This window comes from Kibdelosporangium philippinense, from assembly GCF_021390435.2.
In the GTDB taxonomy this organism is placed as follows: domain Bacteria; phylum Actinomycetota; class Actinomycetes; order Mycobacteriales; family Pseudonocardiaceae; genus Kibdelosporangium; species Kibdelosporangium philippinense.
Genome location: NZ_JAJVCN010000004.1, coordinates 784,226 through 800,589, shown reverse-complemented (window position 1 = coordinate 800,589; position 16,364 = coordinate 784,226). Strand labels below are relative to the sequence as shown.

Below are 16,364 nucleotides of genomic sequence, written 5' to 3'. Positions count from 1 at the left end.
TGGCTCTCCGGTGGCACGACCCTGCGGCGGCCACAGACATCACAGAACCCCGTTGCACCAACTGGCATACCGCAACAAGTCATGCCCGCTCTCCCCCAAGACGGCGTCGCACGGCACCCACGTAGACGTCAACACGCGCTTCCGCTGTTCTCAGCTCGCACGGATGCGCCTCAAGCGCAGTGCGCGCGGCGAGCAAGAGGGCGTCGAGTTCTTTGTCCTCCACCAGACCGTGCTGTACGGCCCTGGCGTTGTAGCTGGCCAACAAGCCGCGCAGACGTTCGTGCACGAGCATGGCCGCGTCAGCTTCCTTATCGACCTGATCGACGAGGTCACGGCTGCGGTCGAGCTTGCGCTCGTAGCGTTCCACGGCGCGCCGCACGCGGTCTGGGTCCTTCTCTTCAACGCTGCCACGCAATGCGGCGACGGGCAGTTGAAACTCAGCGGACAGCGCGGGTAACTCGGTGATCTCAGGCGGCGGAAGCAGCCGTGATCGTGCACGGCGACGATGTGTTCTGGCAAGGTCTTCGCGCTGGGCAAGGTCCGTGACGCCTTCGGTGAGGGCCTCGATCCGGGCCAGCAGCGCTTCCCGCTGCGTTTGCCGAACGAGTTGGGCCACGGGCGAGTCCGCGTCGCTCAGGTGCAGCACGACAGTGTTTCCGTCGCGGACAAAGGGAGCCACCGCGGCGGTGAATGTCTCTTTTGGGTCTTGAGATTGCTCGATGCCGGTCACCCCGACCGGCTCGGAGCCGCGTGGTTTGTCCACCGGCGGTGGGAGATGGCGCAGGTCGCGATACGCCTCGTCGGGCGACTTCTTGGTCAGGTCCACCTTCATCTTGATCTCGGCGATGCCGTTGGGACTGAACTCGATCAGCAGATCGCCGCCCGCGGTCCGCTGCCCGCACGGGATCTCCTTGCCGATGAACGAGCGGATCTTCGGCAGGTACTTCGCGACCACCTCGACCGGGATCATCCACGCCAGATGGGAAACGTCGTCGTGATAGGCCATGGTCACAATGCCGACCACAGCACCGGTTTCCTCATCGACCACGCCCGCGCCGCTGAACCCTTTGCGCAGCAACTCCCGGTGGGCCTGTGAATCGATCTGAACCCATTCGCCGCCAGGACCCGCTGTGCCAGACAACTCAGCCGAGGCGAAAACGCCGTAATCAAGGGGCGCGGGGAAACCGTATGCGTGCACGGCTCGGCCACGTGGGCAACGCAGGTTACGCAGTCGCGGCCGCGATCGCAGCCACACTGGACGATCAAGGCGCAGCAGGGCCAGATCCGCCCGCTCGTCATGCTGCGGCGGCGCCCAGCAGTCGGGCAGGACAATGGCCGTGATCAGCTGTTGCTGCCCGACCAATTCGACGTGGACCGGGCTGCGCGCGTCCGGGATGACGTGGGCGCATGTCAACACCACGCGGTCACTGAGGACGACCCCCGCGCCCAGGATCTCCCCCGTGTCTGTGTCGCGCAGGCACGCACGCCAGGGTTCCGATTCGTCCCGTTGCGGGCCTGAGGCGTTCTCCCCTGTGTTACTCACAACACATCGAACCTTATGAGGGTCGCCCAGGTCGTGGCCGTGTTTTGGCTAACCGCCACCCAAATGGCGCACGCTATGCAACCGCTACCAGTTCGTAGACGTTGCCGTCCGGTCCACGGAAGTGCTGCCATGTCGGACCGGGCTCGCCGAGCAGTTCCACGCCCTTCGCGCGTAGTTCCGCCACGGCCGCGGGCAGGTCGCGGACCGCGAACCCGGCGACAGGGCCGGTGTCGAAGTGTTCCTTGCCTTCGTAGTCATCGCTGAACACCTCGACGTTGCGACCGTCGGGCAGGTCGACCACCCAGAAACCCGGCGAATGGTGGGTCAGCGGCAGCCCGAGCACAGTGCCGTAGAACTCCGCGAGTTCGCTCGCGTGCTTGGTCCGCGTGCCAAGCCAACCTAAACCGATGATCTCCACCAGCCACTCTTTCGATATAGTTCAACGTTGAGATACATACTGCCGGCGGCCGGAAGTGCGGAATGGGCGTCGACGCGGTGATCGCGCAGTGGCGCGCGGAACGACCGGATCTCGACTCGTCGCCGATCGCCGTGGTCGGCCGGGTGATGCGGCTTTCCCGGTTCTGGGACGCCGAAATCAAGTCCTTCCTCGCCGGACATGGTTTGGAACCTGGCGAGTTCGACGTGCTGTCCACGCTGCGCCGGATCGGCCAGCCGCACGAGCTGACGGCCAGCGCGTTCATGAAGACCTCGCTGGTCACGTCCGGCGCGATCACCAACCGGATCGATCGTATGCAGGCCAAGGGTTTGGTGACGCGAACGCGGGATGAAGCCGATCGACGATCGGTCCGGATCCGGCTCACCGCAACGGGATTGGCCGTGATCGACGGGGTTCTCCCGCTGCACCTGGCCAATGAGAAGCGCCTTATCGAGAATCTTTCGGGACCCGACCAACGCGCTCTGGTTTCCCTGCTGTCCCAACTGCTTGACCCGTTTGAAGAATCCCCTTAGCTCGCCGCGAGGGCAGGGCTTCGCGGCCAGGCCCGGTCAGCAGGCGTTGCTGTGCAAGGTTTGCTCGATCCAGTCGTGGTAGGGCTGGACTTCGACGGCGAGGGTGGACTGGGGATTGTCCTCAAACTCGGAGATGACGCCGACCAACTGGTTTCCAAGCATCACCGGACCGCCGGAATCGCCGTTCTGGGTGATTCCGTTGCCGCGGCGCAGATCCATCGCGTCCGGAACGTTGTCTATTTCCCGGTTCAGCGCCTGGACTCGCATGGTCGCGACCTTCATGTCGCCGCGATGGCCCCAACCCTTGACCGCGACATTGTCGTTGACCGCTGGGAGCTGATTACCGACCGGTGCGATCTGGTTGGCTTGGTTGACATCCTCCCTGAGCTGGATCACGAGAATGTCCGAGAACGCACCCTGCGCCTGTCCGCCAGGCCCGTCGCCAGTCGATACACCGACCTTCTCGTAGGTCTCGCAGACATTATGCTGATCGCCCTGCCCCAAACGATGGTCCCCGACGCGGACCCGGAAATTCCGCAACGACAGCCGCCGGCCCGCCGAGCTGAAGAAACAATGCCGCGCGGTGACCACAAAACGCCGGGCCACGAGCGTTCCGCCGCAGGTGAGATTCTGGCCGTTGAATATCTGAACCGCCCCTTGCAGGTGCCTGCTCTCGACGCCGTCGACGATGGCCTGCGCAGGTGGCGCCGCCATCACACCACCGAACGCCAGAGCCGCGGCCAGCATTGGAATCGATTTCATGAATCGCATTCGTCGAACCTCATTCCTTCACGAGAAGATACCCGTCAGGAATAACTGAACGCCCATGGGTGAATCGACAGCAACCATCCCTGCGCGAAAGTACATCGCGCGCTGCACGCCAAGTGGAAAACCGGTGATTTGCCCCGGACGGGCCGTATTAGACAAAGTAACTGTCGTGGTCGACGAAGAACTGCGTCCGTTCGATATCGGCGAGTCCGGCCAGCCCCTCGAAGTAGCTTTCCCTTGGCGCGCCCGGGGCGAAGAGCATCAGCATGGACACGGGTTCGTCGGTCTCCTTGCGGCACGCGTGCAGCCCCACCGGGCGGGACGTAGAAAAAGTCGCCAGCGCTTCCGTCGCGCCACTTTTCCCCGTCGTGCGAGCGAAGCGTGCCGGACAGGACGAAGAACGACTCGGACATCGTGCGATGGAGGTCAACGCCAGGAACTTAACCACGCGGGGCTGTCCGCTTCCGGCCAGCTCAAGGTCCACTAAGGACAACGATCCGCCGCGTCAGCCACACGTGCCACACCAGCCCCACCTACCACGGGAGGTTAAGTTCCTGGGATTGGCGATGGAATCGGAAAGCCAGGCCCGCCACCCTGCGGCATGTCGACGCGGTACAGACCGAAGTCGCCGTCGGCGGATGCAGTGGCCGCCGGGTTCGCTTTGATGTCAAACAAGCGAACGTTGAGGTATCCGCTGTCGGCTGATCTGCCCACAGCAGCGAGGCCTGCGGATAGCACCGCGGCGGCGGCATCGTCATGAACATGACGAACCACGACAAGCAGCCGCTGTTCGACCATCGGCTCCGCGAACGCTTCTTCAGCCAGCGGGTGCTGGTCCTGGACGGCCCACTCGACGACGACAACGGGACCGTGCTTGCCACCCAACTGCTGTCGCTGGCCAGTGAGGATCCCAAGAAGGACATCGCGTTGTGGATCCACTCGCCCGGCGGCTCGGTCCCGGCGATGCTGGCCATTCGTGACGTGATGCGGCTGGTGCCGTGCGACGTGGCCACGCTCGCGCTGGGGCTGGCGTGCAGCGCGGGGCAGTTCCTGCTGTCCGCGGGCACGCCGGGCAAACGTTTCGCCCTGCCGCACGCGCGGATCCTGATGCACCAGGGCTCGGCGGGAATCAGCGGGTCGGCCGTCGAGGTGGAGGTTCAGGCGGACGACCTGCGGCACACCAGGGACACGGTGCTCGGGCTCATCGCGCAGGACACCGGCCAGCCGATCGAACGGATCTTCACCGACTCGCTGCACGACCGCTGGTTCACCACGGCGGAAGCACGTGAATACGGCTTCATCGACCACGTCGTCGAGGCCATGGAGCAGGTTGTTCCCGTGCGCACGCACGGGCTGGGGCTTGGAGCACGCGCATGAGCACTTACACCATTCCCAACGTCATCACGCGCAGCCCGGCGGGCGAGCGGATCATGGACATCTACTCGCACCTGCTGGCGGAACGGATCGTCTACCTCGGCACCGCGATCGACTCAGGCGTGGCGAACGCGTTGATCGCCCAGTTGTTGTTCCTGGACGCGGACAACCCTGAACGGGAAATCAACCTGTACATCAACTCCGAGGGCGGCGATCCGTCCGCGATGCTCGCGTTGTACGACACCATGCGTTTCGTCCGGGCGCCGGTGGCGACGACGTGCGTCGGCCAGGCGGTTGCGGCGGGCGCGGTGTTGTTGGCCGCGGGCGAGGCTGGGCATCGCTTCGTGCTGCCGCACACTCGCGTGGTGCTGCATCAACCCGCCGCTCAGGGGCGTGGGGCCATTCCGGATTTGATTCTGCAGGCCGACGAGGTTGTGCGGGTGCGTACTCAGCTGGAGGAGATTCTCGCCAAGCACACCGGCCAGGATGCTGCGACCTTGCGGCATGACACCGATCGGGACCGAGTGTTCGACGCTACCGGCGCGGTTGGGTATGGCCTTGCCGACCGTGTGCTCGAAAACCGGTCCTAGGCGGCCAGCAGCACGGGGCCTGCCGGGCGGGCGGTATTCGCGATGTCGATGAGGAGGTCGGCCAGGTCAATGCCAAGGGCTCCGGTGACGGCGGCGATCATCTCACTGGAGGGTTCTTTGCGGCCGCGCTCGATTTCCGAGAGGTACTGGGGTGAGATGCCTGCTCGCTCGGCGATGTCGATCAGGCGGCCACCCTGGTCCTCTCTCGTTGAGCGGAGGGCACTGCCCAGCAGTTCACGCCACAGGGGTTCCGGCTGGTGGAAGGGGAGGATGTCCGCCATGGTCCCATCGTGGCATCTTGACGCCTTCGGCTCCGAGGATTCCGCTGTCGGCGGACAGCGATGAGTTTCTGCGCGCCGAGTGGTCCATCTGTCGACGCGACCAGAAGGAGTGATCGAAGTGGACTTGTACAGCATCATCCCGGCGAGCGACCTGACGAGGACACTGCCGTGGTTCGAGGTTTTCTTCGGGCGGCCCGCGGATGAGGTCATCGGCGAGGAGTACCTGTGGCAGGTAGGCGAAAACGCGTGGGTCGTACTCGATGATCGAGAAGTACGGGCGGACGGCGTCGGCAAGGCCATGATCACACTTGGCGTGACCGACCTCGACGAAATCCTTGCGCGCCTCGCCAAAAACGACATCGCGCACGAACCGGTGGAGACGTACAGCAATGGCGTGCGCCACGTCGTTGTCCTTGACCCAGATGGGAACGCGGTGTCTCTCGCGCAGGCGCCGCAGGACTGAACGGCCAGTTCTCGCCGCACGGTTGATCCTGCACCCCGTGAAACATTGTCATAGATTCGCGGGTGAAACCGAGTGTCGGGAGTGGACAGTGCTCAATCGCCGCAAAATACTCACCGCGGCCGCCAGCCTCGCGGTCGTGCCTGCTGCCACAGCAACATCCGCGTTCGCGTCGTCCGAGCGATATGTCGAGGTTCCGGGCGGCAAAGTCTGGGTGAACGTCGTCGGAAGTGGCCGGCGCCCGCCGTTGCTGCTTCTGCACGGCGGTCCAGGCGCCGGGCACGACTACCTGGAACCGCTAGGCCAGCTCGGCGAAGACCGGACTGTCGTGTTCTACGACCAGCTCGGCTGCGGACGTTCGGACAAACCTGACGACCCGTCGCTGTGGACGCTGGACCGGTCCATCGCCGAGCTCGACGCGGTCAGGTGTGCGCTCAATTTGGACCGGTGCCACCTGTATGGACACTCGTGGGGCGGTTGGCTGGCCATCGAATACCTGGCGCGTAAACACCGTGGCGTGCATGCCGTTGTGCTGGCCAGCACGTCGTCCAGCATGGAGGAGTTCGTCGCGGGCACCAGGTATTTGCGCACACTTCTGCCGCAGGACGTACAACAAACTCTGGATTACTACGAAGCGAAGGGCGAGTTCACCGCGCCTGAATACCTCGATGCGGTGAATGTGTTCTACGCGAACTTCTTGTGCCGCCTGCCACAACCGTATCCAGCGCCGCTACAGCGGAGTTTCGACAATCTCGACGGCAATCAGGTGTACGCCACGATGAACGGCCCGAACGAGTTCGTGGTGAATGGCACCCTCAAAGACTGGGACCGCACGGCACAGCTTGGCCAGATCAAAAATCCCGTACTGCTGACGCGTGGACGCTACGACGAGTTCGCCGAACCGTGCACGGACACGTTGGAACAGGGCATTCCGCACACCAAGCGGGTCGAGTTCCCGAACAGCGCGCATATGGCGATGTGGGAGGACCAACAGGCGTACATCAATGCGCTGTCGTCATTTCTGGCCGATGCTGAGTGATTGCCAGCTCAGCACGGAGACAAAGGAGTCACTGTGCCACTTGAGATCGACCCGGAGGTCGTCGCGGCAACCGTGCGACTCTTCGGTGAGGGCGTCGAGCTCAAGCCCGTACCGGTCGGGATGTCTACACGCGACGGACCGCGATGAACGCCGTTCACGCCATGATCGACGTCGCCCAGCCGATTCCCAAGGACGTCACGAAGACCGACTATCACGCCAAGTCGGCGGACGGTTCGTCCATCCTGGTCCGTTGGTACACAAAGGACGGAGCCGAGCCTGGCCCTGCCGTCGTATTCCTGCACGGCAGCGGCATGATCCTGAGCAGCCTCGAACTTTACGACGGCACGGTCAGCCGCTACGTCTCCGCCAGCGGCGTCTCGTTCCTGTCGGTCGACTACCGGCTCGCACCGGAGTACCCGCATCCCAAGCCGCTCGAGGACGCTTACGCGGGCCTGACCTGGCTCGTGGATCATGCCGACGAGCTTGGCGTGGACACCAATCGGATCGCTGTGATGGGCGACAGCGGTGGCGGAGGCGTCGCCGCTGGGCTCGCTCTGCTGGCCCGCGACCGTGGCGGGCCAGCGATCGCCAAGCAGATCCTGATCTACCCGATGCTCGACGACCGGACCACCACACCAGACCCGGTGTTGGAGGGCCTGACGACGTGGTCCTACGACGACAACATCACCGCATGGCAAGCGCTGCTCGGGGACGCGTTCGGCAGCTCGGACCTCTCCCCCTACGCGGCCCCGGCCCGGATGAACGACGCGACCGGCATGCCACCGCTCTACATGGAGGCACTGGAGCTGGACATCTTCCGTAACGAGAACATCGAGTACGCCAGCCGCACGATGGCCGCCGGAATCAGCACCGAACTGCGCCTGCACCCGTCGGTGCCGCACGGATTCGAAACCGTCGCGTTCGACTCAGCGGTCGCCAAGCGCATCAGGGCCGACCGCATCCGGGTCCTCAAGACCCTGTAAGGCCGCACAGACGTTCGAGGGTGCCGGGGCTGGACGGCCGTGCGACCATTCAACGGGTCAGAAGGAGTGACCCATGGCTGAGCAGCAGGCAAGGACCATGAGGCGGGTCGCGTTCGCCAGCCTCACCGGCACGACGATCGAGTTCTACGACTTCTTCATCTACGGTACCGCGGCCGCACTGGTGTTCAACCAGATCTTCTTCCCTGCCCTCGGCGCGGCCGCGGGCACCGCGCTCGCTTTCGCCACGTTCGGCGTGGCCTTTGTGGCTCGCCCATTCGGGTCGATCCTGTTCGGACACTTCGGCGACCGGATCGGCCGTAAACGCACGCTCATCTCGACTCTGCTGCTGATGGGCATCGCCACGGTCGCTGTCGGCCTGTTGCCGAGTACGTCGGCGATTGGCGGACTGGCGCCTGTGTTGCTGGTGATCCTGCGTATCTGCCAGGGGCTCGCTGTGGGCGGGGAATGGGCTGGTGCGACGCTGCTGGCCGCCGAGAACGCGCCGTCGAATCAGCGTGGCAAGTATGCGTTGTACCCGCAACTGGGTCCATCCCTGGCCTTTATCCTTGCCAGTGCGACGTTCCTGGACACTAGCTTGTCCATGAGCACCGCGAGTTTCCTTGCTTGGGGATGGCGGATTCCGTTCCTGGCCAGTGTTCTGCTTGTCGGGCTTGGGCTTTACGTGCGTCTGTCGATTGAGGAGACTCCGGTTTTCCGTCAGGCCAAGCCTGTTTCGCGGCGCATTCCGCTCGTGGATGTGCTTGGCAAGCAGCCGAAGGAGATCATTCTTGGCGCGGGCGCGTTGACGATGTTGTTCGCGTTCTTCTACATCGGCGTGACGTACTTGACGAGCTATGGAACCCAGCAGCTGCAGCTGTCCCGCCCGACCGTGCTCGTTGTCGGCATCGTGGGCGGGTTGTGTTTCGCGGCCACGACTGTCGTTTCGGCCATCTACTCCGACCGGGTAGGTCGCCGCAAACTCATGCTGCTGGGCAATGGAATGGCGGTCGCGCTTGGGTTCGTGCTGTTCCCCATCATGGACATCGGGACAGCATGGTCTTTCGGCCTTGGGGTCTGCCTCGCACTCGGAGTTGTCGGCGTGGCCTACGGTCCCGCCGGTGCTTTGCTGCCGGAGATCTTCGCGACGCAGTACCGGTACACCGGCGCTGGGATGGCGTACAACCTGGCCGGTGTGCTCGGCGGCGCGATCACTCCACTGCTGGCCACCCAGCTGGCGAGTTCGTTCGGCAGCTATTCGATCGGCGTCTACCTGTCCGCGACCGGCCTGCTCAGCCTCGTGTGCATGCTGGCTATCGCGGAGAGCAAGGACAACCAGCTGACCACGCAGCCAGCCGTGGCCAGTCCATGAACGCAGGCCCGGGGACCGATCTACCGGACTGGCTGCGGTCCTGGTGCGTTGACCAGTTAGGACACGAGCCGATCAGCGTCCTGTTCGAGCTGCGGTCGATTTCAGCGGTCTACGGGCTTCGGTTAGCGGGTGGGCGCGACATCGTGGTGAAAGCGCGCGAGGACGAGGGCCGCGAGGCGTCGTGCGTCGCCGCGCAAGCCTGGCTGGCGGAACGAGGATTTCCTTGCGCACGGCCGATCACGCTCGCCGTTAGCGTCGGCACGTTGGTTGTCCATGCCGAGGAGTCGTTGCCTGGCGGCGAAATGCTGCTCGGCGAGTCCTCGGATGTCGCCGAGCGTTACGCGGCTGTGTTCGCGCGGCTGATGACCGAACTGGCTGACCTGGCTGTCGATCCGCCGCTGCCGAATCCTCGCTGGATACGGTGGGATCACGCGGATTCCGAGCTGTGGCCCGCGATTGGTTTCCTGGATGAGCAGGACCAGAGCGTGGTGCCCGAGCACGTGATCGAGACGGCCAACCGGGTCCGCAAGCGGCTGCTGGCCGCGGACCTGCCGTGCGTGCTGGGTCACGGCGACTTCGAAGCGCAGAACCTCCGCTGGCGCAATGGTGACCTGTGGGCCGTCCATGACTGGGACAGTCTGGCATGGCAGCCAGAGGCGGCCTTGGTGGGTGCGGCGTCTGGCGCTTTCGCCAACTCCGGGCCACCGACGCTTGCTCCGATCGAGAGTTCGGCCGCGTTCCTTGCGACCTATCAGGACCTTCGGGGTCGCCGGTTCACTGCGGAAGAGCAGGAAATCGCGTGGGCGGCCAGCCTGTGGACGCCAGTGCACAACGCCCGTTGGGAGTCACTGCACGGTACCGCCCCGGTGTCCCGTGAGGCCGTCCGAGAGCAAGCTGCCGAACGCCTGCGGCGTGCGAACGCCTAGCGTCCTGGTGTCGCGGGGAGAGCAAGGGAAAGCGCGAATACGTCGTCGAGGAACATCAGGCCGCGGTCACGGAACTGGTCGAACAATCAGATCCGGGATCGTGGCGATCACGGCACCGGGTCGCCCTTGTTTCAGTTCGACCTCACCCCATCGGACGATCGCGTCAAGGCGGCGCCAGTACCAGCTCTCCCGCACCTGCGTCACCCACTCGCCGGATAGCCCGGCAAGCGGCGTTCCGCGCCATTAGCTGAGCGCCTCGGTCAACGCCGCCGCCCGGTCCGCGTCGGTTCCGCGCGTGTCCACCAGACGGGCGAACCTGTGCGTGTCCACCACGTCCGGATCGATGTCCAGCACGTAACCCGCGTTCCTGCGCTCGATCCTCGCCGCGGCCCCAGTGTTCTTCAACAGCGCCCGGATCCGGCTGAGATGCGAGTGGAGGACGTTACGGGCCTCGACCGGCGGCGCGCCGCTCCATACCCGGTCGACCAACGTCTCGACCGGCACAGGGCGGCCCACGTCGACCGCGAGCACAGCCAGAACAGCCTGTTGCCGCGGCGTTCCCACATCCAGCAACCTGCCGCCTGCCTGCAGCTGTACCCCCCCAACAGCCGGAACTCCATGCGGTGGGCTCCAGGTGATCGTCAGGCCAAGCACGCCGAACCCTCCGATGCCGCCTAATTCCCCACCGCAAGGTCGTTTCCCCCGGCCGGGCGGGCGGTCAGCGGAATCTCGGCACCGGCTCACGCAGGGCGAGCAGCCAGCGTCAAAGCAGGGCCGAGAACCAGCCCAAGAACGGCCCGCAACCGTTCCGCGTGATCAAAAGCGAACCAGCCACTCTTCAACCGGCTGCGAAGCACGGGATTGTCCGCGTACAACTCTCCAAGAGCCTTACGCCCCTTCGCCAAGCTGTGCGGCTGAATCTGAAACCGGGCCTCAGGAGGAACATTGCCCCACTCATCCCGGCGGGACCGGTCCTCGACATCCAGCAAGAACCCCCACCCGAGCTCGGGATCCCAGCCGAACTTGTCGAGCAGCACCTTGACGTGCACCCCGTCAGCGGTTCGGTAGTTCCCACGGCTGCCGGTGAAACCGGAGTCCCGCACGACATCCTCGAACTCGCGCAGCACCGCGTCGACATCCGCCCGTTTCACGCAACGCAGAATACCCGGGCTTGCCCCAGGTCAGAGCCCTGTCAGCCAAACGACGGTGTGATCCTCGGATGTTTCGGGGATAATCAGTGTCTACCGATCGCCGTGCGCCGACCAGACGGGACAACATCGTGACTGAGCAGGCGAAACGCGCGAACTTTGACTGCGTGGTCGAGCAGCAGGAGCACGCGGTCGTCGTGTCCGCGAGTGGAGCCATCGATCTGGCCACCCAGACCACCTTTGCCGAGAAGGTGCACGAGGCTTTGCACCGGCAGCCGACTTCAGTGGTGATCGACCTCGCCGGCGTCACCTTCCTTGCCTCGCCCGGCCTCGCGGTTTTGGTTGAGGCGCAGGAGAAAGCGATGCGGCTGCGAAAGAAGCTGCATATCGCGGTGGGCAGTGCGGCCGTGAAACGGTCGATCGACGTGACCGGACTGGGGCAGATTCTTTCTTTGGTGCCGGACGTCGGCGCGGCCCTGCGTCTTGAATCCGGCGCCTTGTAGCCACTTCGGTCATCGCTGAGCTGATGTCCGAAGGTCCTTTTCGGCCCGATATCATCCAGCCAGGCTTCGAACACCCGCCGCGGCGTTCATGACGCGTAACGGGCCCAGAATCCCGAACGTGGATGGATGTCTGCTTCGAGTGCCCGAGATAAGCGTCATGGCAACGCACCCCCTTAGGTCATTCGCTCCCCGCAACCCCCCAGCTACGCGGAGCAACCCAACCTTCCATGCTAGCAGGACTTCAAGCTCCTGACATTGACGCCAAAAACGGTTTCAGCAATCGTCCAGGAGCGCCCTTGCGACAGTCTTGTAGAAGCCTGACGGCTGGGTTTTCCGCCCGCTTTTGGCCACGGATGGACTGCGCAATCCATCTCCACTGTCTACTTCGGACTGCGAATCGTCGCTCCCATTTCACGTCCCGAAGATGGGGCGCCACATCCAGACCCACGCGGGTAACACAGAGGTCACCAACGGCAACCGCAGACCACCACCGCTGATCCCAATAAACCAGAGCCGAAATCCAACTCTCCACACAGGACAAAGAAGTACCGCAGGACCGCTGGTCGACATCACCCGGCCGTGCACCCGCTAAGCACGACACGCCGACAGGCCTGCACGGCGTTCACGACACACCGGATCACCTAGAACGTATGTTCGACAGCCGCTACGATCCATCCCCATGACGACCTCCGCCACCACACCGCATGCTACCGCCCGCTACCGCACCACGGCGCACGGAACCCAAGTCGTCATACCCACCCGCTGCCGCCGCGGCCAACACACACTTTCCGCCGAGACCAGCCGCATCCGCGAGACCGATGACCAGCTTCACGTCACCTGTCTCGCATGCCTGGCCAACGCCGAAACCGACCACACGTGGTCACTGGCAACCCATGGCCGGAAGGCCATTTCGGCCGAGTTCGACGACCAGCCCTACCACGACATCATCCGGACCGCGCGATGATCAACAGCCCCTACAGCCGCCTCACCGGCGACGACTTATGTCGATATCGGCATAAGGCATCTTATGCCGATGGTCTGTTTATGCCGATCTTGGTTGTGTTGTGCCTGTTCGGAAGTGCGGCCATTCGAGTGAGGTCCGCATAAGTCTGCGTCATGCGCCGTGGGTTTTCCCGCCTGGGTCAGTGCCAGGTTCAGACGGGAGGAAAGATCGTGACGTGGTCTCGTGCACGGCTGGAGATATCCGGCCCGTTGATGCCGTTTGAGGAAGGTTTCACCAAATGGTTGGGGCATAAGGGGTACGTGCCGACGGCGGTGCGGACACACCAGCGACGCGTGATCCACCTGAGTCAGTGGATGCAGACAACAGGGCTTGAGATCACCGAGTTTGGTCCGGCAACGGTGGAGGCGTTCATCGCGGCGCAGTGCGTGGACGGGCGGTTCAAGGATTGGAAGGCTGGGTCGTGGGCGGCATTGTTGGAGTATTTGCGGTCGATCGGGGTGCCGCTGGCCGCTCCGGCCGGCCACGTGGTGACGGCTGCTGACGCGCTGCTGAGGCGGTATGCGGAGTACGAGGCAGCGGAGCGAGGTCTTGCTGCTCGGTCTATCGAGCGGAACGTGTGTGCGGTCCGGCCCTTTGTGGAGTGCCGGATGCGTGATGGCCAAGGCGGGCTGGAGCAGTTGACCGCCGGTGAGATCACCGAGTTTGTGGTTGAGCAGGCGCGCCAGGCTCCTCGGTCGTTGGCGCATCTGGTGCCCGCGCTGCGATCGTTGTTGCGGTACCTGCAGGTTGCCGGGGCTATTCCGGTTGGGCTGGCTAGCGCGGTGCCGACCATGGCTCGGTGGAAGTTGGCCGGGCTGCCGAAAGCTTTGCCTAGCGGGCAGGTGAGGGCCCTGTTGGCGTCGTGTGACTTGGAAACCGAGATAGGTCAGCGAGATTTTGCGATCCTGACCATGTTGTCGCGGCTGGGGTTGCGCATCGGAGAAATCGCCGCGCTGCGGTTGGAGGATATCGATTGGCGCCGCGGCGAGCTGACCATCACGGGCAAAGGCCCACGCTGTGAGCGTCTGCCGCTGCCCAGCGATGTCGGGCAGGCGATCGTGTCATACCTAGTTGGCTGGCGCCCCAAGACCGATACCCGGCACGTGTTCGTCTGTGCTCGTGCGCCGTATGGTCACATGAGCAGCACCACGGTCACCAACGTGGTGGCCAGGGCAGCCCGCCGGGCGGGCCTGGGCGTGCTGCATGCGCATCGGTTGCGGCACAGCGCAGCCACCGCCATGCTCGGTGCTGGCGCCTCGCTGGAAGAGATCGGCCAGGTCCTACGGCATCGCACTGCCCTCACCACAACGATCTACGCGAAGGTCGACATCGGCTCGCTGCGCAGAATCGCCCGCACCTGGCCAGGATCGCAGGTCGTGGCATGAGCGCGGGCGCGACCACTGGCGTGAGCATGTTGCGGCAAGCCCTGGCCGACTACCTGCGCTTGCGCCGGGCTCTGGGGTCCACATTGGACCGCGCGGAGAAACTGCTGGCACAGTTCGTCACCTACCTAGAACAGCACGACGCGGACGTGGTCACTGTGGAGCACGCGGTGGCGTGGGCCACGCTGCCGGGCGGAAGTGGTTGGTGGCACGCACTGCGTCTGATCGCAGTACGACGGTTCGCCGTTTACCTGCGCAACCTCGACGACCGCACTCAGATCCCACCACCCGGGTTGCTTGCTCATGGCAAACACCGGGCTACGCCATACTTGTACTCCAGCAGGGAGATCGACGCCCTGATCGCGGCGGCCCGCATGCTGCCCACCCCGATCGCGGCGGCCACCTACCCTGCGATGATCGGTCTGCTCGCGGTCACCGGTATGCGATTCAGCGAGGCGATCGCCTTGGACGTCACAGACTTCGACGACCACAGCGAGACGGTGATCGTCCGGGCGGGCAAGTTTGGCAAGAGCCGCCTGCTCCCGGTGCATGCCACCACAGCCGACGGGTTGCGTCACTATCTGGTCCAACGCCAGCGGCTCCTGCGCACGAGGAAACTCGCTGACCGCGATGTCCTGTTCATCTCCGCGGCCGGCACCCGCCTGGATCACAGTGCGGCACAGAAGAAGTGGCGCACGATCCGGGACCTGGCAGGACTGACGCCGCGATCGGCCAACTGCCGACCCCGCATTCACGACCTTCGCCACAGTTTCGCCGTCGCGACTCTGCTGGACTGCTACCGCCGCGGCGCGGACATACCTACCATGCTGCCCACGCTGTCGACCTACCTCGGCCATGTCGATCCCAAGAGCACCTATTGGTACCTCTCGGCAGCACCGGAACTGCTGCAACTGGCCAGCCAACGCCTGGACACCTACCTGACAGCGGGTGACACGTGAGCGCACTGGCCCCCACGCTGCAAGCGTTCTTCACCGACCGGCTGATCCGGCAACGTCAAGCCAGCCCGCACACCATTGCCGCCTACCGCGACGCGTTCAAACTGTTGCTGGCCTTCACTTGCCATCGCACCGGCAGCACACCATCCCGGTTGCGGATCGAGGAGCTGACCGCTCCGCTGATCGGCGATTTCCTCAACCATCTAGAGACCGAGCGCGGCAACAGCGTCCGCACCCGCAACGCTCGCCTGGCTGCCATCCACTCACTGTTCCGCTACGCCGCGCTGCGCCATCCCGACCACGCCGACTCGATCCAACGCGTGCTCGCGATCCCACCCAAACGGTTCGACCGCGCTATCGTCACCTACCTCACCGAACCCGAGATCGACGCGCTGCTGCAAGCCCCAGACCGGAACACCTGGACCGGCCGCCGCGACCGGACCATGCTCGCGGTGGCGATCCAAACAGGGCTACGCGCCTCCGAGCTGACCACATTGACTATCAGTGACGTTCACCTGGGCACCGGAGCTCATATCAGCTGCCACGGCAAGGGCCGCAAACAGCGCATCACCCCCTTGACCAGCGGCACCGTCACCATGCTTCGCACCTGGCTGGCCGAGCGCGCAGCCAGCCCACCGATCCAGTGTTTCCTACCAGCCGCGGCCGTCAGCTCAGCCGCGATGCCCTGGAACGACGCGTCACAAAACACGCCCGCGCAGCCACACAAGCATGTCCCACACTGACCGGCAAGAAGATCTCGCCGCACGTGCTACGGCACTCCACCGCCATGCGACTGTTGAACGCCGGCGTTGACACCACCGTCATCGCTCTCTGGCTCGGCCACGAAAGCGTTGCCACTACACAGATTTACGTTCACGCCGACCTCGCACTGAAAGAACGCGCCCTTGCTCGCACCGCCCCGATCGAAGCAACTCCAGGCCGCTACCAGCCAACTGACACGATCATGGCGTTCCTTGACAACCTGTGATTATGTTGAACCGCAATCTTCGATCGGCCGCGTCACACCCTGATACCAACACCAGACAGCATAACGGGATAGTCCGCATAAG

At 64.3% G+C, this 16,364-nt stretch carries 22 protein-coding genes and 1 pseudogene; 14 read left to right on the top strand and 9 right to left on the bottom strand.

Annotation, left to right across the window (positions count from 1 at the left end; all coding sequences use genetic code 11):
• Nucleotides 1-79 precede the first annotated feature (79 nt).
• Nucleotides 80-1,543, bottom strand: a complete 1,464-nt coding sequence (locus LWC34_RS46520; RefSeq protein ID WP_233731717.1) for a S1 family peptidase — start codon at nt 1,541-1,543, stop codon at nt 80-82.
• 73 nt (nt 1,544-1,616) lie between these two features.
• Nucleotides 1,617-1,961 (bottom strand): VOC family protein, encoded by a 345-nt coding sequence (locus tag LWC34_RS46515; RefSeq protein ID WP_233731715.1) that lies wholly within the window; start codon nt 1,959-1,961, stop codon nt 1,617-1,619.
• A 62-nt stretch (nt 1,962-2,023) separates the two neighbouring features.
• On the opposite strand from LWC34_RS46515, the gene LWC34_RS46510 reads away from it, so the two are divergent.
• Nucleotides 2,024-2,512 (top strand): MarR family winged helix-turn-helix transcriptional regulator, encoded by a 489-nt coding sequence (locus LWC34_RS46510; RefSeq protein WP_233731713.1) that lies wholly within the window; start codon nt 2,024-2,026, stop codon nt 2,510-2,512.
• 36 nt (nt 2,513-2,548) lie between these two features.
• Here the strand turns inward: LWC34_RS46510 and LWC34_RS46505 are convergent, their stop codons facing one another.
• The 3 genes and pseudogenes from LWC34_RS46505 to LWC34_RS46495 all read right to left on the bottom strand — a co-directional run.
• Entirely contained in the window at nt 2,549-3,283 is a 735-nt protein-coding gene (locus LWC34_RS46505) for a trypsin-like serine protease (RefSeq protein WP_233731711.1), read from the bottom strand.
• 148 nt (nt 3,284-3,431) lie between these two features.
• Nucleotides 3,432-3,593, bottom strand: a complete 162-nt coding sequence (locus tag LWC34_RS46500; protein ID WP_233734207.1) for a hypothetical protein — start codon at nt 3,591-3,593, stop codon at nt 3,432-3,434.
• A gap of 49 nt (nt 3,594-3,642) precedes the next feature.
• Nucleotides 3,643-3,693, bottom strand: a pseudogene (locus LWC34_RS46495) (hypothetical protein); the annotation flags it as partial.
• Between the two features lie 349 nt (nt 3,694-4,042).
• Between LWC34_RS46495 and LWC34_RS46490 the strand changes: the two are divergent.
• Nucleotides 4,043-4,657 carry a ClpP family protease gene (locus LWC34_RS46490; RefSeq protein WP_233731709.1) on the top strand — a complete coding sequence of 205 codons (615 nt, stop codon included), beginning with the start codon at nt 4,043-4,045 and terminating at the stop codon, nt 4,655-4,657.
• Nucleotides 4,654-5,244: a ClpP family protease gene (locus tag LWC34_RS46485; protein ID WP_233731704.1), complete on the top strand. Its 591-nt coding sequence runs from the start codon at nt 4,654-4,656 to the stop codon at nt 5,242-5,244. The genes LWC34_RS46490 and LWC34_RS46485 overlap by 4 nt, the downstream gene beginning before the upstream one ends.
• Here LWC34_RS46485 and LWC34_RS46480 read toward each other — a convergent pair.
• Entirely contained in the window at nt 5,241-5,525 is a 285-nt protein-coding gene (locus LWC34_RS46480) for a helix-turn-helix domain-containing protein (RefSeq protein ID WP_233731702.1), read from the bottom strand. The genes LWC34_RS46485 and LWC34_RS46480 overlap by 4 nt on opposite strands.
• Nucleotides 5,526-5,643: 118 nt before the next feature.
• Between LWC34_RS46480 and LWC34_RS46475 the strand changes: the two genes are divergently transcribed.
• From LWC34_RS46475 to LWC34_RS46455, 5 genes are all read left to right on the top strand, one after another.
• On the top strand, nt 5,644-5,988 hold the full coding sequence (locus tag LWC34_RS46475) for a VOC family protein (RefSeq protein ID WP_233731701.1): 345 nt from the start codon (nt 5,644-5,646) through the stop codon (nt 5,986-5,988).
• Nucleotides 5,989-6,076: 88 nt separating this feature from the next.
• The gene (locus tag LWC34_RS46470) at nt 6,077-7,024 is read left to right on the top strand and encodes a proline iminopeptidase-family hydrolase (protein WP_233731698.1); all 948 of its coding nucleotides are present in this window, start codon (nt 6,077-6,079) and stop codon (nt 7,022-7,024) included.
• A 161-nt stretch (nt 7,025-7,185) separates the two neighbouring features.
• Nucleotides 7,186-8,007, top strand: coding sequence for an alpha/beta hydrolase (locus LWC34_RS46465; protein WP_233731697.1), 822 nt, complete (start codon nt 7,186-7,188; stop codon nt 8,005-8,007).
• 73 nt (nt 8,008-8,080) lie between these two features.
• On the top strand, nt 8,081-9,376 hold the full coding sequence (locus LWC34_RS46460) for an MFS transporter (RefSeq protein WP_233731694.1): 1,296 nt from the start codon (nt 8,081-8,083) through the stop codon (nt 9,374-9,376).
• On the top strand, nt 9,373-10,302 hold the full coding sequence (locus LWC34_RS46455; protein WP_233731692.1) for a phosphotransferase: 930 nt from the start codon (nt 9,373-9,375) through the stop codon (nt 10,300-10,302). The genes LWC34_RS46460 and LWC34_RS46455 overlap by 4 nt, the downstream gene beginning before the upstream one ends.
• 66 nt (nt 10,303-10,368) lie before the next feature.
• On the opposite strand, the gene LWC34_RS57535 is transcribed toward LWC34_RS46455, so the two are convergent.
• The 3 genes from LWC34_RS57535 to LWC34_RS46445 all read right to left on the bottom strand — a co-directional run bounded on the left by LWC34_RS57535 (nt 10,369) and on the right by LWC34_RS46445 (nt 11,453).
• The gene (locus LWC34_RS57535) at nt 10,369-10,497 is read right to left on the bottom strand and encodes a hypothetical protein (protein WP_284051892.1); all 129 of its coding nucleotides are present in this window, start codon (nt 10,495-10,497) and stop codon (nt 10,369-10,371) included.
• Between the two features lie 48 nt (nt 10,498-10,545).
• Complete coding sequence (locus tag LWC34_RS46450) at nt 10,546-10,956, bottom strand: AfsR/SARP family transcriptional regulator (RefSeq protein WP_233731690.1); 411 nt, start codon at nt 10,954-10,956, stop codon at nt 10,546-10,548.
• Between the two features lie 86 nt (nt 10,957-11,042).
• Nucleotides 11,043-11,453, bottom strand: coding sequence for a hypothetical protein (locus LWC34_RS46445; RefSeq protein ID WP_233731688.1), 411 nt, complete (start codon nt 11,451-11,453; stop codon nt 11,043-11,045).
• An 86-nt stretch (nt 11,454-11,539) separates the two neighbouring features.
• Here LWC34_RS46445 and LWC34_RS46440 point away from each other — a divergent pair, with 86 nt between their 5' ends.
• The 6 genes from LWC34_RS46440 (at nt 11,540) to LWC34_RS46415 (ending at nt 16,282) form a co-directional block, all read left to right on the top strand.
• Nucleotides 11,540-11,953 carry an STAS domain-containing protein gene (locus tag LWC34_RS46440; RefSeq protein WP_233731686.1) on the top strand — a complete coding sequence of 138 codons (414 nt, stop codon included), beginning with the start codon at nt 11,540-11,542 and terminating at the stop codon, nt 11,951-11,953.
• 679 nt (nt 11,954-12,632) lie between these two features.
• Nucleotides 12,633-12,917, top strand: a complete 285-nt coding sequence (locus LWC34_RS46435; protein ID WP_233731684.1) for a hypothetical protein — start codon at nt 12,633-12,635, stop codon at nt 12,915-12,917.
• 209 nt (nt 12,918-13,126) lie between these two features.
• Complete coding sequence (locus LWC34_RS58435; protein ID WP_233726034.1) at nt 13,127-14,341, top strand: site-specific integrase; 1,215 nt, start codon at nt 13,127-13,129, stop codon at nt 14,339-14,341.
• Entirely contained in the window at nt 14,338-15,297 is a 960-nt protein-coding gene (locus tag LWC34_RS46425) for a tyrosine-type recombinase/integrase (protein ID WP_233726033.1), read from the top strand. Before LWC34_RS58435 ends, LWC34_RS46425 begins: the two co-directional genes overlap by 4 nt.
• Nucleotides 15,294-16,037 carry a tyrosine-type recombinase/integrase gene (locus tag LWC34_RS46420; RefSeq protein ID WP_233726032.1) on the top strand — a complete coding sequence of 248 codons (744 nt, stop codon included), beginning with the start codon at nt 15,294-15,296 and terminating at the stop codon, nt 16,035-16,037. The genes LWC34_RS46425 and LWC34_RS46420 overlap by 4 nt, the downstream gene beginning before the upstream one ends.
• Nucleotides 15,938-16,282: a tyrosine-type recombinase/integrase gene (locus tag LWC34_RS46415; RefSeq protein ID WP_233726031.1), complete on the top strand. Its 345-nt coding sequence runs from the start codon at nt 15,938-15,940 to the stop codon at nt 16,280-16,282. Before LWC34_RS46420 ends, LWC34_RS46415 begins: the two co-directional genes overlap by 100 nt.
• Nucleotides 16,283-16,364 lie beyond the last annotated feature (82 nt).